Raw genomic sequence first — 21,114 nt, 5'->3', positions numbered from 1 at the left:
CCCTCATTGAAAATTACCGTGAATCAACCCGAAAGTTTGCGATCGCTCTTAGAAGCGGTTGCTAATGGTCAAGTTACCCCAGATATAGCCTTAGACTCTCTAAAAAGTTGGTCCTATGAATCTGTGGGTGAGTTTGCCAAAATTGATCATCATCGCCAACTGAGAACTGGTTTCCCTGAAGTCATTTGGGGACCTGGTAAGACTCCAGAGCAGATTGTACAAATTATGCAGGTGATGCGCCACCGTAACCCGGTAGTGATGGCAACCCGCATTGAACCAGAAGTTTATACCGCACTGCAACCCAAGATTAGGGATTTACGATATTACGAATTGGCGAGAATTTGCGCCATTAGTCCCCCCATCATTGACCCAAAGATTGGCGGTTTAATTAGTATTCTTTCGGCCGGGACTGCTGACTTACCGGTGGCTGAAGAGGCGGCTGTAACAGCAGAACTTTCTGGTTTGCGTGTACAGCGTCTTTGGGATGTGGGTGTGGCGGGAATTCACCGTTTACTTAGTAATCGCCATTTGATTCAAGCCTCATCAGTTCTCATTGTTGTGGCGGGAATGGAGGGCGCTTTGCCTAGTGTTGTGGCAGGTTTAGCAGATTGTCCAGTGATTGCTGTTCCTACTAGCATTGGTTATGGTGCCAGTTTTGGCGGTTTAGCCCCACTATTGACAATGCTCAACTCCTGTGCGGCCGGTGTGGGGGTGGTGAATATTGATAATGGTTTTGGTGCTGCTGTGCTCGCAGGGCAAATTTTGCGAACAGCTGAGAAAATCAATTCAAAATAAAAGATTATCTATGACGAAAGAACAAACGTGGAGTCAAAGATTTGAATCCGCATTACATCCAGCCATCGCTCGTTTTAATGCCAGTATAGGTTTCGATATCGAATTAATCGAATATGACCTGACTGGTTCTCAAGCTCATGCTAAAATGCTGGCTCACACGGGTATTATTTCCCCTGTAGAGGGGGATCAACTGGTGGCTGGTTTAGAACAGATTCGCCAAGAATACCGCCAAGGAAAATTTCAGCCGGGTATTGATGCGGAGGATGTGCATTTTGCTGTGGAACGCCGACTAACGGAAATTGTCGGCGATATAGGTAAAAAGCTGCACACGGCGCGATCGCGTAATGATCAAGTTGGTACCGACACTAGACTTTATCTGCGGGAGCAGATTCAAGCAATCCGCAGACAACTAAGAGAATTTCAACGTGTATTACTAGATATAGCCGAAGATCACGTTGAAACCTTGATTCCCGGATATACGCACCTTCAACGTGCCCAACCCGTGAGTTTAGCTCATCACCTCCTGGCGTATTTCCAAATGGCACAACGCGACTGGGAACGCCTAGGAGATGTTGCTCGCCGGGTGAATATTTCCCCCCTCGGCTGTGGTGCATTGGCGGGGACGACTTTCCCTATTGACAGACATTACACAGCTAAACTATTGCATTTTGACACAATTTATGATAATAGCTTGGACGGAGTTAGCGATCGCGACTTTGTGATTGAATTTCTCTGTGCGGCCAGCTTAATCATGGTTCACCTCAGCCGTCTTTCTGAGGAAATTATCCTCTGGTCATCGCAAGAATTTGGTTTTGTCACCCTCAAAGATAGCTGTGCTACTGGTTCTAGCATTATGCCCCAAAAGAAAAACCCCGATGTACCCGAATTGGTGCGCGGAAAAACTGGCAGGGTATTTGGTCATCTCCAAGCAATGCTAGTAATTATGAAAGGCCTACCCCTGGCATATAATAAAGACCTGCAAGAAGATAAAGAAGGTTTATTTGACAGCGTTAACACCATCAAAGCGTCTCTAGAAGCCATGACAATATTGTTGCAAGCTGGGTTGGAATTTTGTCCACAGCGTTTAGCAGCAGCCGTTAGCGAAGACTTCTCTAACGCTACAGATGTGGCAGATTATCTGGCGGCTAGGGGTGTTCCTTTCCGAGAAGCCTATAACCTTGTTGGTCAGGTGGTGAAAACCACTATTGCCGCCGGTAAACTCTTAAAAGATTTAACATTAGAAGAGTGGCAACAACTCCATCCAGCATTTGCCACAGATATTTATCAAGCAATCTCCCCCCGTCAAGTCGTAGCAGCACGCAATAGCCACGGTGGCACAGGTTTTACACAAGTAAATCAGGCAATTACTACAGCCCGCACTCAAATTGGTGAATAACAGAAGTATAGCGTGGGCAATGGGCAGATATTTCTAGTCTAGCTTATTCCCAATGCGCAATGCCAATTAACAAATCAGGGGGTACATATAATATGTACCCCCTGAAAATCCAAAAACTCAAATAATTAAAAGATGTCAACAGAATTAGGACTCAGCGTCAGTTGCGGCTGCGCCCTCTTCTTCCTCACTCTTAGGAGGTCTTTGTTGGAACCTTCTCTGCATTCTTCCTGTAGTAGTCCGTTTACGAAACTTTCTGGCATACGCCTGGTTACGTAGCGCCTTTTCTTTTTTCGGGTTACGGCGCTTGGCCATGTTCACCTCATTTAATAAACAACAAAAAATCCCAACTAGGCATTACATAAGGAACATCAGCTACTTATGTCATTGATATATCTTTGGCCTAGATTAGTCATTATATAGTTTTAACAGCATACTAGTCTATCGTATTTCATTTATTTATGTCAATACTACCGAGAACTGCTTTTCCAGTGCCAAGGTGTTGATTATTGTGGATGAAGTTGTATTTAAGTCATAGCTAACCCAAAAAGTCAATTATTTCCATAGTCTATGTATAAATAGACACTAATATAGGTTTTTTGGCAATCAATAAGAACATTGATATACTGTACAAAGTCTTGATAAAAAACTAATTTCTGCCATTCAAACTAAATAAATAACTTAAGATTGAATGTTATTGCTTTTTTTTGCAACATTTGTCCAGTCGAGAAGTAATTTATGGCGCTTAGTACAAACGGTACTAGGTCTGATTTTCCGTCATCCTATTACTGGTGCTAGTATCATCCCAATATTGCCAGATGGTCGAATTGTCCTGATTAAAAGGCGCGATGACGGCTGCTGGGCGTTACCAGGGGGTATGGTGGATTGGGGAGAGGATATTCCTCAAACAGTCAAACGAGAATTGAGAGAAGAAACCGGACTGGAGTTGGTAAAAATTACTCGTTTAGTAGGAGTTTACTCAGCACCTGACCGTGATCCTCGCATTCATTCAATTTGTATTCTGGTTGAAGCTGAAGTTCAAGGAGAAATGGAGATTCAAGATACTTTGGAAGCTTTGGAAATCGAAGCTTTTCAACCTGATTCTTTACCTCTAGGAAAAATGTCTCATGACCACACGCGCCAATTAGAAGATTATTTGAACGGCTTGACAACACTAGCATAAAAGGTATTGTTGATTAGAGATTTAACCTTAGATTAAAGTGCATACACTATTCCGTAACTCCCGGAGACAACTCACTCAAGGGCTTTTGTTTTGGCGTGAAGCTGGTCAAGGGACTCCTATAATTTTCTTGCATGGTGCTTGGAACAATAGCAGTCAATGGGTATCAGTAGTTGAGTCACTATCTGATAATTTTCATTGCTTTGCACCAGATTTATTGGGGTTTTGTGAGTCAGAAAACCCTAATGTTCATTACTCGATTGATTTAGAGGTAGAGTGTATTGCCGAATTTGTTCAAGCTCTGAGATTGGAAAAAGTATACTTGGTAGGGTATTCTCTTGGCGGTTGGATTGCTGCTAGCTATGCTTTAAAGTATCCAGATCAAGTATATGGTTTAGTATTGCTAGCACCAGAAGGTGTAGCTGTACAAGGGCAGGAAAGATATTTTCGGAAAATGCGAAAATTTGTTAAAAGTACACCAATCTTATTGAAGATATTAAAATTCTGTCGGGGATTAAATAAAATTCCGGGGTGGAAAGAAAAAATTGACAAAAATTTGAGTTGGCGTCGGACTTTGTTAGAATATCCTGCAGCGTGTCAGATGTTGTTCCAAAGGCGAGATTCAGAAATTGAAGCAGAATTAGTTGATAAAAGATTGCACTTGATGAAAGTTCCAGTGCTCATTTTACAAGGTGGTCAAGATTCTCTAGATGCAGTAGTTAAAACTCAAACCTACACTCGCCTGCTGCCTCAAGTAGAGTTGAAAATAATTGCTCATGCAGGAAATGATTTGCCTGGTTCTTGTAGCGGAATTGTCATTCAATATATTCATAACTTTATCGAGACTAATTCCAACAATTCCAACTTTTACTACTAATTCGGTAAAGCCTAATTAAAAGAATCTGACTATTTCTCGCATTCCCAAAAAAATTAAATTTGCTTCGACAATTAAACGCGCTGCAATATTGGGAAATTTAAATTGCAGATATTTTAATAATAAAAGTCTATCGCCTCCTTTGATGACTATTTTAGCCTCAGGAAATAGCTGCCACCAGGACACGCAAAAATCTTGAATCCCAGCTAGTAAAGTGTAAATAATCCCACTTTGAATCGCCTCTGGTGTATTCAAGGCAAACCTTGGAGGTAAATAGATAATTTCTATTTCTATCTCTGGTAATTGTGCAGTTTTTTGCCTTAAAGTAGTAAACTGTAAAGCCAGTCCTGGTAGAATTGCGCCTCCTAGCAAAGACTCATGAGCATCCGCACCCGTAAAAGTTAGTGCGGTTCCAGCGTCAATTACTAGTATGGGGAACCCAAATTTTTTTCCCGCCCCCCACAACGCCAGCGCCCGGTCAATTCCCAAAGTGGGATACATATTTAAAAGAGGAATTTGCTCTAAGGTGATCACACGCACATGAGGGTGATTTTGCCAAATTGCGGTTTGATCGGGGACGACAGAGGCTAAGAATATGGGAGGATGGGGAGTTCTCTCTGGGGCTATTTGCCTATTCCTGACATGGCCAGGCAAAATTTCTGGTGGGACATCATCCAGTGTTTGACATTGAGCTAGTTTTTGTATTGTAGACTCCGAAATATGGTCAGTGTCCCAGGTGTGGGTCAGAGTTTCACCTGCGAACATTCCCCAGTGTAGGCGGGAATTGCCAATTTCCAAAGCTAACCAAAGATTCTGTGGTTTCACACTTTTAATTTTTTTAACTCTGTCATAGTTTTTTCAATCAAGCTGAACAATCAAGGCGTGTCACAATACAAATAGGGGAAAAATACTCATTGCGTCAAGGAGGACAATTATGGTATCAACAACTCAAAAACGTCTCACTGTAGAAACTGTGGCAATTGCTCAAGAAACCATAGCAATCCGCTCTTTAGACTGGGACCGCGATCGCTTCGATATTGAGTTTGGTCTGCAAAACGGTACCACTTATAACTCGTTTCTCATCCGAGGTGAGCAGACTGCCTTAGTTGACACTTCTCACCAAAAGTTTCGCCAGTTATATTTTGATATACTCACGGGATTAATCAATCCCACAGAAATTAATTATCTAATTGTCAGCCACACCGAACCAGATCATAGCGGCTTAGTGAAAGATTTGTTGCAAATGGCTCCAGAAATTACCGTTGTGGCTTCTAAGGTAGCAATCCAGTTTCTAGAAAACTTAGTACATCAACCATTTAAACGCCAAATTGTCAAAAATGGCGATCGCTTAGATTTAGGCAATGGTCATGAATTAGAATTTGTCATTGCCCCCAACTTACACTGGCCGGATACCATATTTAGCTTCGATCACAAAACCAAAGTTCTCTACACCTGTGATGCTTTTGGGCTGCATTATTGCTCAGATAGCACCTTTGACGACAATTTAGCAGCCATTGAAGCAGATTTTAAATATTACTACGAATGCTTAATGGGACCTAATGCGCGCTCAGTACTATCTGCCCTCAAACGCATGGCGGAACTAAAAACCATTGATATGATTGCCACTGGTCACGGGCCGTTATTATCTCACAATGTGGATGAACTCATAGGGCGCTACCGTACTTGGAGCCAAAACCAAAGCAAGGCGGAAACAGCGGTGGGGATATTTTACGTTTCTGAATATGGTTACGGCGATCGCCTTGTCCAAGCCATTACCAAGGGTATTAGTAAAACCGATGTGGCGGTGGAAGTCGTAGATTTGGGGTCAGGGGTAGACTTACAGGAACTCAGGGAATTAGTCGGTCGGTGTACAGGAATAGTAGTGGGTACACCAAACGCGGGAAGCAATACCAATATCCAAGCGGCACTCAGCACCATTTTAGGATCTGCGAAAGAAAAACAAGCCATAGGCATATTTGAAACCGGCGGCGGAGACGATGAACCTGTAGATCCTTTACTAAATAAATTCCGTAACTTGGGATTAACAACAGTTTTCCCGCCAATTCGCATTAAGGATACCCCCACCGAAAACACTTACCAACTGTGTGAAGAGGCGGGTACAGACTTGGGACAGTGGGTAACACGCGATCGCAGCATCAAAGCTATGAAATCCCTGGATACAGACCTAGATAAAGCACTAGGTAGAATCAGTGGCGGACTATATATAATTACTGCCAAAAAAGGCAACATATCCAGCGCCATGTTAGCTTCCTGGGTTGCGCAAGCCAGTTTCAAACCCCTGGGATTATCCATTGCAGTCGCTAAAGACCGGGCGATTGAATCACTTATGCAAGTAGGCGATCGCTTTGTCCTCAATGTCTTAGAGGAAGGTAATTACCAAAAACTCATGAGGCACTTCTTAAAACGGTTCGCCCCAGGTGCTGACCGCTTTGCAGGTGTGAGAACTCAGCCAGCCCAAAACGGCGCACCCATCCTCGCCGACGCTTTAGCCTACATGGAGTGTGAAGTTGTGAGTAGGATGGACTGCGGTGACCACTGGGCGGTATATAGCCACATCTACGAAGGAAGAGTATCCAAACCAGAAGCATTAACGGCTGTCCATCATCGGAAAGTCGGTAACCATTACTAAAAAGATGATTGATGACTGGTGATCCGTTAAAAACGAGTTTTAAAGCTATGACTTTCTCTGTAGACAAACCCCGTGACGTTCAAGCCCTTCCCATTGGGACAGATACTACAATACTGCGATCGCGCAGTTGGTCAAGACTGAGATTTGAAATTGAATATGCTCTTGCTAAAGGAACAACTGCCAATTCTTATATAATTCAGGGGCAAAAAATTGCTGTGATTGACCCTCCAGGGGAAACATTTACGCAAATTTACTTAGAAGATTTACGGCGAAGGGTTGATTTAAAAACTGTTGATTATGTCATACTCGGTCATATCAATCCTAACCGCGCTTCTACTCTCAAGGCATTATGGGAAGTTGCACCCCAGATCACCTTTGTCTGTTCTAATCCTGGGGCTAAAAATTTACGCAGTACTTTAGATAATCAAGATTTACCAATTAAAGTTATGCGGGGGGATGAAACCCTCAACTTGGGTAAAGGTCATGATTTACAATTCATTCCCACTCCTAACCCACGTTATGCAGATCAGCTTTGCACCTACGACCCACAAACAGAAATCCTATACTCAGATAAGCTATTTGGGGCGCATATTTGTGGCGATCAGGTATTTGATGAGGGCTGGGAAGCAATCAACGAAGACCGACGCTATTACTTTGATTGTCTGATGGCTCCTCACCCTCGGCAAGTAGAAACAGCATTAGATAAACTTGCTGATGTACCCATCAGAATGTATGCTCCTGGACATGGACCCATAGTGCGTTATGGCTTAATCGAACTGACTAAAGCCTATCGCCAATGGATTCAACAACAAGCCTCATCCGACTTGACAGTGGCACTGATTTATGCATCAGCCTATGGTAATACCGCCACCTTGGCCCAGGCGATCGCTCGTGGTATTACTAAGGCTGGCGTGGGGGTAGAATCCATTAACTGTGAATTTACAGAACCAGAAGAAATTCGGCTGGCGGTGGAAAAGTCTGCTGGTTTTGTCATCGGTTCACCTACCCTTGGCGGTCATGCACCTACTCCGGTGCAAACAGCTTTAGGAATTGTCCTTTCTACGGCTACTAATGATAAACTATCCGGGGTTTTTGGTTCCTTTGGCTGGAGTGGTGAAGCGGTTGATTTAATTGAAAATAAACTCAAAGACGCTGGATTTCGGTTTGGTTTTGATACTATCCGGGTGAAGTTTAAACCCGATGATACTACATTACAATTATGCGAACAGGCCGGTACTGACTTTGCTCAAGGACTGAAAAAGGCTAAAAAGGTGCGTGTTCCCACCCAACCAGCCACAAATGTAGAACAAGCAGTTGGCAGGATTGTGGGTTCTCTTTGTATTGTGACAGCCAAGGAAGGCGATATATCCAGCGCCATGTTAGCCTCCTGGGTTTCTCAAGCTAGTTTTAATCCTCCTGGTTTAACCGTCGCCGTGGCTAAAGACCGAGCGTTAGAAACGTTGATGCACTCAGGTAATAAATTTGTCCTTAATATCCTCCCGGAGGGTAAGCATATAGGTTTGATGAAACACTTTCTCAAACCTTTTGCTCCCGGACAGAACCGATTTGCTGGTGTTCCATCTGACGAGTCTGAAAGTGGTTCTCCCATTCTCACTGAATCCTTAGCATATTTGGAATGCTCCGTACAAAGTCGATTAGAATCAGGTGACCATTGGCTGGTTTATGCCACGGTAGATAATGGCAAGGTCTTAAATAAAGATGGTGTCACCGCTGTGCATCAACGCAAAACCGGAAGTCATTATTAGCTATGGCTACGCCACGCTATCACTATCAAAGGGTGACTTTGTGATTCTTTGCCATAGACAGGCCAGATGTATGGCTTACTCTATGATCCCCACTTACCATCCTAGAGTAAACCGTCCATTCTCTTTTCCAAATATTGACCAATCATCAATTCCTCTCCAGCACGGGAAATGATTGTCTGTCTGGTGCGGTATTTACTACCCACTAGTTTTAACTCCTCTTCAAACACTGACCCGTTGTACTCAGTTCTCAAACTGAGTGTTTTCGGGTTGGAGAAGTAATATTGAGCTGTGATTGGTTTGACTGTAGCAAAACCGCGATTGCGATACAAGGTATTTCCCAAAACTCCAAATAATGTGGAACCTTGAGATTCTTTTTCGGATCTGAGGACATCTGTAGTTTCCCAGGTAACTTGAGCGCCACAAATTAAACTCACCGAACCCGCTAAATTGTGGATATGACCCAGGTTTTGTAATTCATCACATCCTGATTCTAAAAACCGGATGGTGATTAAACTTTGTATTTCCTTGGTTTTACCTTCCGGTAAGGTATAGTAGCGTCTTTCAGAGCGCCACTGACCAACTGATTCTCGAAAAAACTCTGCAATCTGGTACTCGTCAGCGGTTTGTGCAAGTTTGAGGGGTGATGTCACTGTTAATTATCCTCGCCTATGGCTACGCGACGCAAGCTATCGCAAAAACTTATGTCGTTTATATTATAAGAGTACAAAAGGCAATATTTCGTTAAGAAAATTAATATATATTCAGAAATATTAGTTAATTTGCTAAAAAATGTATGTTTGTGTAAAATAAGTTTCATAGTTTTCTAGGTTAGAATCAGCACTAAAAATTCCTAAAAGTCCTAATAGGAGAGGTTAATCTCAGCTATAATTGGCGATTTGAGATGGAAAAACCCGGAAAGAATCATCAGTAATGCAGTAACACTCTATACTGTAAATATCAGATTACCAAGTACAAAAAAATATTTACGCTTGTACTGGCAAGATAATGGTAAATACTTTATTAACTGCGATAGCGCAGTGTGGCGTAACCCATAAGTAAAAAATAAAACTAAATAAACTGTCAGAGTCGCCGTATAGATTCATGCAAATATGCATGAGTTAGTATAAATATACAGTCCATTTCCACAAAAAACTGTCTTTATTGAGCAAATATCATGATTTTGGCGGTAAAAATCTGTTTTAAACCCACCTATAACGGCTCCTTAAACCAATTAATTCATCCCCAATTGTCAAAACCTTCTCTTCCTGCTCCCTTCTGGGTTGCATTACTACTAGGTGTGGGATTATTAACGGCTGGTTGTGGGGAGGTACCCAAAGAATCTGCTCACGCTCAATCTCAGCAACGTCGTGAAAGACAAAGCAGTAACAATCCTACACCTGTAGATGTAGCGATCGCCCGTACTGATTCATTAAGGGTTCAACCAACTTACACAGGGAATACCACACCATTTCAGACAGTATCATTGCGATCGCAAGTAGAAGGAAGACTATTGGCTTTGAACTTAGACGTAGGCGATCGAGTAGAAAAAGGCGCTAAGGTGGGACTCTTAGATGATACCTTGCTATTAATAGCGTTAAGACAAGCAGAAGCGGAACTAGCGTCCCTAAAATCAGAAGTAACCAAGGCAGAAACTCAAGTAAGTAATGTCCGAGCCGAAGTTGAAAGAATGCGGTTAGAATTATCACAAGCTGAGGCTGACTCCCAACGACAACAGGAACTCTTTCAAGCGGGGGCGATCTCCGAACAAACTGCGGAACAATCACGCACCAGATCTCTCACCGCAGCCCAGTTATTAAGAGCATCGGAAGAGCGGGTACGTACAGAACAGCAAGCCGTCACCACAGCCCAAGGTAGAGTAACTGCGCAACAAGCCGTAGTCGCTCAATTTCAGGAACGTAGATCCTACTCTCGCTTAATCTCCCCCATCACCGGTGTGATTACACAAAGAGTCACAGAACCAGGTAATCTTCTCCAACCAGGTAATGAAGTTGTACAGATAGCTGACTTTAGCCGTGTAAAAATCATAGTCCAAGTTTCCGAATTAGAACTATTTCAAATTGAAGTAGGACAGTCAGCACAAGTCAGTTTAGATGCTTTCCCCAATACCACCCTCATAGGTAGAGTCACACGGGTCTCTCCAGCCGCTGATACAACAGCTCGCTTGATACCAGTAGAGGTAGTGATTCCGAATAACGACAACAAAATTGGTAGTGGACTCTTAGCAAGAGTCAAATTTGAACCCCAGTCATCACAGCGAGTAGTGGTGTCTCAATCAGCTATTCAAGAAAACTCAGACCAGAGCAACAGTCAAGTATTTATAATTACAGAAACAGAAGGTAAAACCAAGGTAACAGCCCGTGCTGTTACTTTAGGTAACAAAGCCGATGGTAAAGTAGAAATTATATCTGGCTTGCAACCAGGTGATGCCTATGTTGTTCGAGCTGCTCGGCCTTTAAAAGATGGCCAAGCTGTAGTTCTTTCAGTTTTGTCAGAAACAGCTAAGTAAAATTGTGACGCAAAATTAAGCAATAATACATACACAGATATAATCGGAAATTTTGCACTAGGAATTGATGAAGCTTCTTTTATCGGAGATGAGCAATAGATGCAAGAAATACAGAAAGGCGGATTTAGCATCAGTAGTATTTCTATCCGGCGACACATTGCCACACTGATGTTAGCTCTAGCTGTGTTCGTATTAGGAGTATTCTTTATTATAAAATTACCCGTAGATTTACTACCATCAATTACCTATCCCCGAATTGGTGTGAGAATAGAAGCACCGGGAATCTCTCCAGAGGTAGCAATTGATGAAATTACAAGACCGTTAGAATCAGCCTTGTCGGCGACGGAAGGTGTATTCCAGATTTTTTCTCAAACTCGGGAAGGAAGGGTAAGTTTAGACCTGTATTTTCAACCAGGGGGCAATATTGATCAAGCCCTAAACGATGCTACAGCCTCCTTAAATAGAGCTAGAGGGAGATTACCAGAGAGCATTGAAACACCGCGTTTATTCAAATTCGATCCTTCCCAGTTACCAGTTTATGAGTTTGCGTTAACCTCACCCTCTCTACAAAGCCTAGATTTGCGGGTTTTTGCCGAGGAAGAACTAGCGCGTGAACTCGGTGTCGTCCCCGGAGTGGCGGGGGTAGAGGTATCGGGAGGAGTGAAAGAAGAAGTCAGAGTCAATCTTGATTTAGACCGGTTACAAGCTTTGGGTGTGGGTTTGACAGATGTCCTGGATGAACTAAGAAACCGCAATCAAGATGTTGCTGGGGGTCGGCTTTTAGGGTCCAATTCTGAGCCATTGACTCGGACTGTGGGGCGGTTTCAAAATGCTGATGAAATTAGAAATTTGTCTTTTGAAGTCCGTTCGGTACCAGATGATAATAGTCAGACGCTCTTATCTGAGCGTCGTGTTTATTTGCGAGATTTTGCTCAAGTTATTGATGGTTCTGAACAGCAACGCATCTACGTTTTACTGAATGGGGAACCAGCTGTTAAACTTAGTATTCAAAAACAACCGGATGCTAATACTGTTAATGTTGTTGATGCTGTCACAAAACGTTTAGAACAACTCAAAGCATCGGGTGTATTTCCTGAAGGGACAATACTCACATCTACCTTGGATGAGTCAAAGTTTATCCGCAATTCCATTTCTAATGTCGTTACGGCCGGGTTGATGGGTACGGCGCTAGCTGCTGTCGCAGTTTTGCTATTTTTGGGTTCCCTGCGACAAACTTTTATTATTGTCATTGCTATTCCTTTAGCGAGTTTAGCCGCCATTATCTTAATGGGAATATTTGGGTTATCCCTCAACGTTTTTAGTTTGGGTGGTTTAGCTTTGGGGGTGGGAATTGTGGTGGATAACTCCATTGTCATGTTGGAGAATATTGCTCAGGGTGCAGGTATGACTCCCGGTAAGGATAGTAAAACCCGCCTGAATTCCCATGAACTTATTCAACAAGCTCAACACAGTAGTCAGGAAGTAGAGTCGGCTTTAATTGCTTCTACCAGTACAAACTTAGTGGCGGTGATGCCGTTTTTGCTTATTGGCGGCTTTATATCACTACTATTCAATGAGTTAATTCTCACTATCAGCTTTTCTGTGGCGGCTTCCATTTTGATTGCGGTAACTATTATACCTATGCTCACGTCACGGACTTTGGCATGGCGATTTTCTAGTGGGTTGAGTAAGTTTTGGTTACTACAAGCATTTAACCGCCGCTTTTATGCAGCGACAAATGCATACAGGCGATTTTTGTCTGAAGTGTTGCGCTGGCGATTTTTAACAGTTGCGATCGCTATTGTAGTTTTTGGGGGTGCTAGTTTGTGGATGGCTCCGCAAATTCCCCAAGAAATCCTCCCGCGCATTAGTACAGGACAAGTCAGATTAAATGCTCAGTTTCCATCTGGTACGACTCTAGAAACCAACCGCAAGGTTATGGCTATGGTGGATGAAATTCTCCTCCAGCAACCGGAAACTGAATATGTCTTCTCTACCGCTGGTGGTGCGCTTTTCGGCACAAATGTCAATGCTAATCCCCTCAGAGGTAATAGCACTATTACCCTCAAACCGGGTAGTAATGCTGAAGCCTACATAGAAAGAGTTACCCAAAAAATTAACCAGCTCAACTTAGTAGGAATTCGCCTCCGCCTTTCCCCTGGTCAGGTGCGGGGCTTAATTCTCAGTAATTCTCCAGCACGTGGTGCTGATATTGATGTTATTCTTCAGGGTAACGATACACAGAAACTCGAACAAGCTGGTGCAGAGGTACTAGCTGCTCTAGAACAGCAAGCTACTTTAGTGAGATTTCGTCCCGAAATCGATGACCGTCAACCAGAACTGCAAATTCTTCCTGACTGGGAAAGAGTTGCAAACTTGGGCTTAACCACTATCAAGATTGGCGATACAATTCAGACGGCTATTTCCGGTAGTGTTCCTACCCGACTCCAACGCGGTAACCGTTTAGTGGATGTGAGGGTACAGTTAAATGAAGCATCCATCCAAGAGGTGTCTCAATTGGAAAGATTACCTTTGTTCGTGAATAATAACCGTCAGGTGCGACTGATGGATATAGCTACAATTACTAAAGCCGAAGCTCCTGCGGAGATTCAGAGAATTAATCAGCGTCAGGTAGTGATAATTGCCGGTAATTTGACTGAGGGCGCTAATCTCAGTGATGCTTTTACCCAGGTAGATAGCATATTGGGTGATATAAGTTTACCTGACGGTGTGAGCATTTTACCCAGTTCTGCGGCTGCATCTAATCAGGAACTACAGAACTCACTGCAACTATTAGGTGGATTAGCTAGTTTTCTCGTTTTTGTCGTCATGGCAGTGCAATACAATTCACTCATTGACCCCCTGGTAATTATGTTAACAATTCCTCTGGCTTTGGCTGGAGGCATTTTTGGTCTTTACATTACCAATACAGCCATTGGTGCCACTGTCATAGTCGGGGCGGTATTATTGGTGGGTATTGTTGTTAACAATGCCATCATCATGGTAGAACTAGCGAACCAAATTCGCCAAAGAGATCAAGTTGGTAGGAAAACAGCAATTTTACAAGCTGCTCCTCAACGCTTACGTCCAATATTAATGACTACTATTACTACGGTTTTAGGGATGTTTCCCTTGGCGATGGGAATCGGTGAAGGTTCAGAATTTCTTCAACCATTGGGTGTGGTTGTGTTTTCTGGTCTGTCTTTGGCTACATTACTCACTCTGCTGATAATTCCTTGTTTTTACAGTATTGCCGAAGATTTATGCAATTGGCGGCACGGAAAGCCAATTTTTATCCATATGGGCGGACGGAAGAAAAAGTTCTGATGTTGAATTAATCAAGATTTTGCTCTAAATAAGTAGACTGAAAGAGGATGATCGCTTTATGATTAGTGATTGTGAGTTTTTAAAGCAGAAACACTATGAACGCTCAAGAAATTATCCGCTCCATTGAGGCGGAACAACTGAAGTCGGATTTGCCCATCATCTATGTGGGCGATACTGTAAAAGTCGGTGTAAAGATTCAGGAAGGACAAAAGTTTCGCGTACAACCCTACGAAGGCGTGGTGATTGCTAAACGTAATGGTGGTATTAACGAAACTATTACAGTCCGCCGCGTGTTTCAAGGTATTGGTGTAGAGCGGGTATTTTTGTTACATTCTCCCCGCATCGACAACATTAAAATCATCCGTCGAGGTAAAGTCCGCCGTGCTAAACTTTATTATTTACGTCAACGTGTAGGCAAAGCTACCAGAATCAAACAACGGTTTGACCGTGCCTTGTAGATTTCGGCTAAAGTATGGCAGAAAATTCGACAATCAAGCGGCATTCGCCGCTAATTTTCCCCGACAAAAAAAAGGTGACATAATGGAGAAAATGCGCTATACTAAAAAAGGTTCAGCGCAATGACTGAATCCAAGCCACTTTGTGCGCTCTTAGTTCAGTTGGTAGAACGCAGGTCTCCAAAACCTGATGTCGGGGGTTCAAGTCCTCCAGGGCGCGCTTGAAAGGAAAAAAACACACCCCGGAAAAACAGCATTCCTGCTAAAATGGCAGATGGATCTAGTTATTTCGGGTGTAATTATTTTTTATTTACAGCTTTTTTGCTTCCAGTAAGATGGAATGAAAATGAGCAGGGTGTACCTTATATTGACAAAACGGGGGTAAAACGACAGTGGCCAAAAAAAATGAGGCAGAAATGCCAGGAAACACCAATGGCTTCAGTTTAGCCAACTTCTTTCAGGGTACGAAGGAAGAACTGGAAAAAGTGGTTTGGCCAAGTCGAAAGCAACTAGTGAGCGAATCAGCAGGTGTACTCTTAATGGTCACACTATCTGCATCTTTGATATACTTGGTGGATGGATTGTTCGGTTGGGTCGCACAACAGGTATTCTGATGACTTCTGCAACAGACGAACCATATAACTCAGCTTTACATTCTGAGGAAACAGCAGAAACGGCGCTTAATGAAGCACGTTGGTATGCAGTACAAGTAGCCTCAGGCTGTGAAAAACGCGTCAAGACAAATTTGGAGCAACGTATCCACACTTTTGATGTATCTGACAAAATTATCCAAGTGGAAATTCCCCACACGCCAGCGGTAAAAATCCGCAAGGATGGTAGTCGTCAGCAAACAGAGGAAAAGGTTTTTCCTGGTTATGTGCTAGTGCGAATGGTAATGGAAGATGACACTTGGCAGGTGGTACGAAATACCTCCCATGTAATTAATTTCGTGGGAGCAGAACAAAAGCGTGGCGGTAGCAGAAGCCGCGGTCACGTGAAACCAGTACCTTTAGGTGCATCAGAAGTAGAAAGGATCTTCAAACAAACTAGTGAACAGGAGCCGATTGTTAAAATTGACATGGTCACTGGTGATAAGATAGTCGTGCTTTCAGGTCCTTTTAAAGACTTTGAAGGTGAGGTGATTGAAGTCAGTCCGGAGCGTAGCAAATTAAAAGCCCTGCTCTCGATTTTTGGGCGAGATACACCAGTAGAATTGGAATTTAATCAGGTAGAAAAACAGAGCTAAACAGAAATGGCGAAGAAAGTAGTAGCGGTCATTAAACTGGCCCTGAATGCTGGAAAAGCCAACCCAGCACCACCAGTGGGTCCCGCATTGGGTCAACACGGTGTGAACATTATGATGTTCTGCAAGGAGTACAATGCCAAAACAGCAGACCAAGCTGGAATGGTAATTCCTGTAGAAATTTCGGTGTTTGAAGACCGGAGTTTTACATTTGTACTCAAAACACCACCAGCATCAGTACTGATTCGCAAGGCAGCGAAAATTGAAAGAGGCTCTAATGAACCCAACAAAAAGAAAGTAGGGTCAATTACAAAAGCTCAACTGCAAGAAATTGCTCAAACGAAATTGCCTGATCTCAACGCCAATGATATAGAAGCGGCGATGAAGATTGTGGCAGGTACTGCGAAGAATATGGGCGTGACCATCGCCGAGTAAATAAAAAAAACTTATCGGGGGAGAGATTTAGTCTCGCAAATTACCCCAGGAGATAAAAATGGGAAAAAAAATATCGCGCCGTTTGCAGGCGCTGCTAGAAAAAGTAGAAGATAGGGAGTATGCGCCATTAGAAGCTTTGAGTCTGCTCAAAGAAACGGCAACAGCTAAGTTTCCTGAAGCAGCAGAAGCGCATATCCGCCTGGGTATTGACCCCAAGTATACAGACCAACAACTGCGGACAACGGTAACACTGCCCAAAGGTACTGGACAAACTGTGCGGGTGGCGGTAATTACTCGAGGTGAAAAAGTTGCAGAAGCTAGCAATGCTGGTGCAGATCTAGTCGGCTCTGATGAGCTGATTAACGAAATTCAACAAGGTATGATGGATTTCGATAAACTAATCGCTACTCCAGATGTGATGCCACAGGTGGCAAAACTGGGTAAGTTACTTGGTCCGCGGGGTTTGATGCCATCTCCTAAGGGGGGAACGGTAACATTTGACTTAGCAAGTGCGATCGCAGAATTCAAAGCGGGTAAATTAGAATTCCGAGCTGATCGAACTGGTATTGTCCATGTTATGTTTGGTAAGGTGTCTTTCTCGCCGGAAGATTTGTTGGTAAACTTAAAGGCGTTGCAAGAGACTATCGACCGTAACCGTCCTTCGGGGGCTAAAGGTCGTTATTGGCGAACAATTTATGTAGCTTCCACTATGGGGCCATCAATTAAAGTCGATATCAATGCTCTACGGGATTTAAAAGTCGCTGAAGTAGCTTAAAGGGTATTAGAGACTAGAGAAGAGAAAAGATAGTTGAAATCATCCATTTCTCCACCTGAGTCAAGACTGTACTCCTCCCAAAACTAAATAAGCCAAGCCGGAGACAGCAGGAGCCATTGGCTCAAATATCCTGCCGAGGTTAAAGCTCTAATTACCACGAATTACTACCCATTAAGGTGTAGATATCGAGGTATTAAGAGTTTTCCTGTCAAACCCCGGCTAGTATAGCTGGGGTTAATTGTTTTGACTGGCTGATAGTAAAAGCAAAAAATACCCGGACGGGAAGAAACAAAGAAATTCGGCGCACAAAGAAATGGTATTAACATTTTTGAATTGGCTGCTCTCGAATTCACACCTGTGAACAAAAACCCGCAGGAGGTAAAACCGAGTTTAGTCTCCATAAGTAGATTTAAACAAGTTTTACTTAGTCGAAAATTAAGATTTTGCCCTTGGAGGTAAAACTAAGCATGGGTAGAACGCTAGAAAATAAAAAAGAGATAGTAGCTGATCTCAAAGAAACTTTGAGTGAGTCAACTTTGGCACTGGTAATTGATTACCAGGGGTTAACAGTTGCTCAGATTACCGACCTAAGGCGGCGCTTACGTCCAAGTGGCGCTGTTTGTAAGGTAACAAAAAACACCTTTATGGGCATTGCCATTGAGGGTGACGAGAATTGGCAACCACTTTCGGGATTGCTTCAAGGTTCTTCTGCCTTTTTGTTGGTTAAAGAAGATTTTTCATCCGCAATTAAGGCTTATCAAGACTTTCAGAAAGCCACCAAGAAGACAGAACTTCGTGGCGGGGTTATGGAAGGTCGCCTGCTCAAGGAAGCTGATGTCAAGGCTTTAGGAGACTTGCCATCCAAGGAGCAACTCATGGCACAAATTGCCGGAGCTATCAACGGATTGGCTACCAAACTGGCTGTGGGTATCAACGAAGTTCCCAGTTCTTTGGCTCGTGCGTTGCAAGCTGTGGCTGACAAAGACCAAGGTGACAGCGCTGAAAGTGCGGCTGAATAAAATTCGTCCATAGCGGAGCGTGGCGTAAGCTGCATTAAACCAAATTTTGCCTTCATTCACTAGGCAAAAACACAATTTAGATTACAGGAGTTATATCAATGTCTGCTACAACTGATCAAATTCTCGAACAATTGAAAACTCTAACTCTGCTGGAAGCATCTGAGTTAGTTAAGCAAATTGAAGAAGCCTTCGGCGTGAGTGCTGCTGCACCTGCTGGCGGGATGATGATGATGGCTCCTGGTGCTGCTGTTGCTGCTGAACCAGTGGAAGAAAAAACCGAGTTTGATGTGGTACTAGATTCCGTTCCTGCTGACAAGAAGATTGCTGTACTCAAGATTGTCCGCGAATTGACTGGTTTAGGTCTCAAAGAAGCAAAAGATCTGGTGGAATCAGCACCCAAAGCCGTCAAAGAAGGCATTGCTAAGGATGCGGCTGAAGATGCTAAGAAGCGCATCGAAGAAGCCGGCGGTAAGGTAACTGTTAAGTAATCAAGACTGTCTTCTAAAACTTGTAGTTTAGGGACTCTCAGAAAAAGCCTGCTTGTGCAGGCTTTTTTTTAATGCAAATCAGCATCCCAAACACCAATGTAAATCCTATCCTGCTGGTTGCGTTCAATTACACCTTTTAATTCCCCAACCTTAAAAGAATATCGCTGAGTTTGTCGATCGCGTACTTTTTGCAGTCCTTGCTTGATATCACTATTGGCATTACCATTGAGCATTCCCTGTAATGTTTTTTGCATTACTTCTGAGTTGATAGATTGGGGAAAAGTTGCTTCAGTTTGGCGCAAGACTCCGGTTTTCTGGTCAAATAAATAACCAAGATCAACATTATCTTCTAACCGATAAACAAAGGCTCGAGTATTCCATAACCCTCTGGAATTTCTACTGGGCTGACCTAAAACTGCTTTAACAGTCTGTTGAGAAGTTCCTGTAGGAAATGCTGGTACTCTGGAAATTTTGCTGTTGCTAGGAGCCCCATCTTGGTTTTGCTGTGGGGGTGGTGGTGGGGTTTCTGGAGTGAGTTTAAATCTGGCAGTTACTTGGGGCTGTGATTGTACAGGTACTACCGGCTCTACAGGAGGTTGCAGAGTAGATGCTGTGTCAGCAGGTTCCTTAGGTAAGGAGTTTGGTAAAGAAGTCGGATTGATGTCAGTTGATTCGGAAAATGGTCTGGGTGGTGATGATGTCGTCAGAGATACTTGAGGTTGTTGTTCACGGGTAAGGCTAGAAATTGCCACCCCACCTATGACGCTACCCAACAATAAACTAGCAATAATTAAAACAGGTTTTTGCCAGATGCTGGTAGGAATAGTTGGCAAAGAAGATATTGCCTGGGTTTGGTGAGTTAATAATATTTTTTTAGGACTAATATGTACTGTGGCGGTAGTCATAGAAGACTGTTGCGCGGTATCACTAGCAGATTTTAAAGCATAGAGCATTTTACTAGCGGTGCTATAGCGATCGCTCACATGGGGCTGAATTGACTGATTAATTACCTGTGCTAAATGTGGCGAGACGTTGGGGGCTAAATCCACCCAGAGAACTTCCCCAGTTTGGGGGTGTGTTGCTAATTCTGATGGGTGTTTCCCAGTCAATAAATAAACCGCAGTCAAGCCTAGGCTGTAGATATCACTGGCGTAAACAGGTCGTCCTATAGCTTGTTCAGTAGGCATATATCCAGGGGTACCAATTACCATGGAACGACTCCCTTGATGGGGAGAACTGGCCACAGAACGGACGGTTTCTTTAACTGCTCCAAAATCAATTAAAACTGGCTTGTTATCCCTCGACCGCAGGATAATATTATCTGGCTTGATATCCCGGTGAATAATACCTTGACTGTGAATATAAATTAGTATCGATAGCAAACTCAAAAGAATTTCCCGCACATTGCTTTCAGTTTGACAACCCTGACTTTCCACAATGTCAATCAAAGTTTGTCCCTGAATCCATTCTTGCACCAAGTAAAATTCTCCATGCTCACCAAAGTAAGCATAGAGTTCCGGTATTTGGTCGCTACCCCTCCCCAGGACTTCTAAAGTTGCTGCTTCCCTCTCAAACCTTTGTGTAATCATTTGATGATTGTAGGGATTATTCACTATGGGTTTGAGTTGCTTAATTACACAGCGACGACGAGAAGGCATATGGGTATCTTCAGCTAAGGAAGTTTCTCCAAATCCACCAGCACCCAACACTTGAATAACTTGATAGCGATTATTGAGTAGCGCTATTGTCATAAATATTTACAAAATATCTTTCCTTCCCAATGTATATCAGATGGGATAGAAATCTGGCTATGAAACCACCCATTTCCTGTTTTACCCCCTTAATCCCGCCGGCTCAAGGGGGAAACCACAAAATCTAGTTAGCTCTTAAATACAGGTAACCGGGTGGTGTAAAGAAATCTTTGATGCAGGATTATCTTTTTTCAAATATCCTCTTATCGGATATTTGATAAGTTTTCAACAGGTCATTTTTATCTTAGGAAACAGGGAACAGGGAACGGGGAATGGGGAATGGGGAACACACAATAAACAATCAAATCCAGTTCCCTCCCCTTACAAGGCTATTCATTACCCAAATTTTTCTTAACAATCTTGAAACATTTATGTGGCAACGGTTTCAACGCTTGAAAATTTCCCTACTCTTGACAAAATGTACCTTATTCTTATT

At 43.1% G+C, this 21,114-nt stretch carries 18 protein-coding genes, 1 tRNA gene and 1 other annotated feature; of the genes, 16 read left to right on the top strand and 3 right to left on the bottom strand.

Annotated elements, in window-relative coordinates; translation table 11 throughout:
• Window positions 1-18: 18 nt before the first annotated feature.
• The 4 genes from larB (at window position 19) to NWP21_RS06715 (ending at window position 4,245) form a co-directional block, all read left to right on the top strand.
• Window positions 19-795, top strand: coding sequence for a nickel pincer cofactor biosynthesis protein LarB (larB, locus tag NWP21_RS06730; RefSeq protein WP_271731737.1), 777 nt, complete (start codon window positions 19-21; stop codon window positions 793-795).
• A gap of 10 nt (window positions 796-805) precedes the next feature.
• Complete coding sequence (argH, locus tag NWP21_RS06725) at window positions 806-2,191, top strand: argininosuccinate lyase (RefSeq protein ID WP_280792091.1); 1,386 nt, start codon at window positions 806-808, stop codon at window positions 2,189-2,191.
• A 688-nt stretch (window positions 2,192-2,879) separates the two neighbouring features.
• On the top strand, window positions 2,880-3,371 hold the full coding sequence (locus tag NWP21_RS06720; protein WP_280792090.1) for an NUDIX hydrolase: 492 nt from the start codon (window positions 2,880-2,882) through the stop codon (window positions 3,369-3,371).
• Between the two features lie 37 nt (window positions 3,372-3,408).
• Complete coding sequence (locus NWP21_RS06715) at window positions 3,409-4,245, top strand: alpha/beta hydrolase (protein WP_280792089.1); 837 nt, start codon at window positions 3,409-3,411, stop codon at window positions 4,243-4,245.
• Between the two features lie 15 nt (window positions 4,246-4,260).
• Here NWP21_RS06715 and NWP21_RS06710 read toward each other — a convergent pair whose 3' ends face one another.
• A complete protein-coding gene (locus tag NWP21_RS06710) occupies window positions 4,261-5,067 on the bottom strand; it encodes a pantothenate kinase (RefSeq protein WP_280792088.1) in 807 nt (268 codons plus the stop codon).
• Window positions 5,068-5,176: 109 nt separating this feature from the next.
• Between NWP21_RS06710 and NWP21_RS06705 the strand changes: the two genes are divergently transcribed.
• Window positions 5,177-6,892, top strand: a complete 1,716-nt coding sequence (locus NWP21_RS06705) for a diflavin flavoprotein (protein WP_280792087.1) — start codon at window positions 5,177-5,179, stop codon at window positions 6,890-6,892.
• 47 nt (window positions 6,893-6,939) lie between these two features.
• On the top strand, window positions 6,940-8,658 hold the full coding sequence (locus tag NWP21_RS06700) for a diflavin flavoprotein (RefSeq protein ID WP_280792086.1): 1,719 nt from the start codon (window positions 6,940-6,942) through the stop codon (window positions 8,656-8,658).
• Window positions 8,659-8,759: 101 nt separating this feature from the next.
• Here NWP21_RS06700 and NWP21_RS06695 read toward each other — a convergent pair whose 3' ends face one another.
• Window positions 8,760-9,308 (bottom strand): phycobiliprotein lyase, encoded by a 549-nt coding sequence (locus NWP21_RS06695; RefSeq protein WP_271731728.1) that lies wholly within the window; start codon window positions 9,306-9,308, stop codon window positions 8,760-8,762.
• A 524-nt stretch (window positions 9,309-9,832) separates the two neighbouring features.
• Here NWP21_RS06695 and NWP21_RS06690 point away from each other — a divergent pair.
• From NWP21_RS06690 to rplL, 10 genes are all read left to right on the top strand, one after another.
• Complete coding sequence (locus NWP21_RS06690) at window positions 9,833-11,185, top strand: efflux RND transporter periplasmic adaptor subunit (protein ID WP_280792085.1); 1,353 nt, start codon at window positions 9,833-9,835, stop codon at window positions 11,183-11,185.
• 99 nt (window positions 11,186-11,284) lie between these two features.
• Entirely contained in the window at window positions 11,285-14,512 is a 3,228-nt protein-coding gene (locus NWP21_RS06685; RefSeq protein ID WP_280792084.1) for an efflux RND transporter permease subunit, read from the top strand.
• A 95-nt stretch (window positions 14,513-14,607) separates the two neighbouring features.
• Window positions 14,608-14,970, top strand: coding sequence for a 50S ribosomal protein L19 (gene rplS / locus NWP21_RS06680; RefSeq protein WP_271731724.1), 363 nt, complete (start codon window positions 14,608-14,610; stop codon window positions 14,968-14,970).
• 144 nt (window positions 14,971-15,114) lie between these two features.
• Window positions 15,115-15,187: transfer RNA gene (locus NWP21_RS06675), tRNA-Trp, on the top strand.
• A 172-nt stretch (window positions 15,188-15,359) separates the two neighbouring features.
• Window positions 15,360-15,581: a preprotein translocase subunit SecE gene (gene secE / locus NWP21_RS06670; protein WP_271731723.1), complete on the top strand. Its 222-nt coding sequence runs from the start codon at window positions 15,360-15,362 to the stop codon at window positions 15,579-15,581.
• Window positions 15,581-16,213 (top strand): transcription termination/antitermination protein NusG, encoded by a 633-nt coding sequence (gene nusG / locus NWP21_RS06665; protein WP_271731722.1) that lies wholly within the window; start codon window positions 15,581-15,583, stop codon window positions 16,211-16,213. Before secE ends, nusG begins: the two co-directional genes overlap by 1 nt.
• 6 nt (window positions 16,214-16,219) lie before the next feature.
• Window positions 16,220-16,645 (top strand): 50S ribosomal protein L11, encoded by a 426-nt coding sequence (rplK, locus tag NWP21_RS06660; protein WP_271731721.1) that lies wholly within the window; start codon window positions 16,220-16,222, stop codon window positions 16,643-16,645.
• 58 nt (window positions 16,646-16,703) lie between these two features.
• Window positions 16,704-17,420 (top strand): 50S ribosomal protein L1, encoded by a 717-nt coding sequence (rplA, locus tag NWP21_RS06655; RefSeq protein ID WP_271731720.1) that lies wholly within the window; start codon window positions 16,704-16,706, stop codon window positions 17,418-17,420.
• Window positions 17,421-17,499: 79 nt separating this feature from the next.
• Window positions 17,500-17,669: a sequence feature (ribosomal protein L10 leader region), on the top strand.
• 218 nt (window positions 17,670-17,887) lie between these two features.
• A complete protein-coding gene (gene rplJ, locus NWP21_RS06650) occupies window positions 17,888-18,439 on the top strand; it encodes a 50S ribosomal protein L10 (protein WP_271731719.1) in 552 nt (183 codons plus the stop codon).
• 98 nt (window positions 18,440-18,537) lie between these two features.
• Window positions 18,538-18,927, top strand: coding sequence for a 50S ribosomal protein L7/L12 (rplL, locus tag NWP21_RS06645; protein ID WP_271731718.1), 390 nt, complete (start codon window positions 18,538-18,540; stop codon window positions 18,925-18,927).
• Between the two features lie 68 nt (window positions 18,928-18,995).
• On the opposite strand, the gene NWP21_RS06640 is transcribed toward rplL, so the two are convergent.
• Window positions 18,996-20,678, bottom strand: coding sequence for a serine/threonine-protein kinase (locus NWP21_RS06640; RefSeq protein WP_280792083.1), 1,683 nt, complete (start codon window positions 20,676-20,678; stop codon window positions 18,996-18,998).
• Window positions 20,679-21,114 lie beyond the last annotated feature (436 nt).

Origin of the sequence: Anabaenopsis sp. FSS-46 (assembly GCF_029891665.1) — a bacterium.
In the GTDB taxonomy this organism is placed as follows: domain Bacteria; phylum Cyanobacteriota; class Cyanobacteriia; order Cyanobacteriales; family Nostocaceae; genus Anabaenopsis; species Anabaenopsis arnoldii.
The sequence above is the reverse complement of the archived record's forward strand: the minus strand, read 5'-3'. Positions and strand labels throughout refer to the sequence as shown.

Bases quoted from the DNA above. Each gene is read 5' to 3' on its own strand.
- argH (WP_280792091.1), top strand. From the start codon at position 806: ATGACGAAAGAACAAACGTGGAGTCAAAGATTTGAATCCGCATTACAT.
- NWP21_RS06720 (WP_280792090.1), top strand. From the start codon at position 2,880: ATGTTATTGCTTTTTTTTGCAACATTTGTCCAGTCGAGAAGTAATTTA.
- NWP21_RS06705 (WP_280792087.1), top strand. From the start codon at position 5,177: ATGGTATCAACAACTCAAAAACGTCTCACTGTAGAAACTGTGGCAATT.
- NWP21_RS06700 (WP_280792086.1), top strand. From the start codon at position 6,940: ATGACTTTCTCTGTAGACAAACCCCGTGACGTTCAAGCCCTTCCCATT.
- NWP21_RS06690 (WP_280792085.1), top strand. From the start codon at position 9,833: ATGATTTTGGCGGTAAAAATCTGTTTTAAACCCACCTATAACGGCTCC.
- NWP21_RS06685 (WP_280792084.1), top strand. From the start codon at position 11,285: ATGCAAGAAATACAGAAAGGCGGATTTAGCATCAGTAGTATTTCTATC.
- rplS (WP_271731724.1), top strand. From the start codon at position 14,608: ATGAACGCTCAAGAAATTATCCGCTCCATTGAGGCGGAACAACTGAAG.
- nusG (WP_271731722.1), top strand. From the start codon at position 15,581: ATGACTTCTGCAACAGACGAACCATATAACTCAGCTTTACATTCTGAG.
- rplK (WP_271731721.1), top strand. From the start codon at position 16,220: ATGGCGAAGAAAGTAGTAGCGGTCATTAAACTGGCCCTGAATGCTGGA.
- rplA (WP_271731720.1), top strand. From the start codon at position 16,704: ATGGGAAAAAAAATATCGCGCCGTTTGCAGGCGCTGCTAGAAAAAGTA.
- rplJ (WP_271731719.1), top strand. From the start codon at position 17,888: ATGGGTAGAACGCTAGAAAATAAAAAAGAGATAGTAGCTGATCTCAAA.
- rplL (WP_271731718.1), top strand. From the start codon at position 18,538: ATGTCTGCTACAACTGATCAAATTCTCGAACAATTGAAAACTCTAACT.
- NWP21_RS06640 (WP_280792083.1), bottom strand. From the start codon at position 20,678: ATGACAATAGCGCTACTCAATAATCGCTATCAAGTTATTCAAGTGTTG.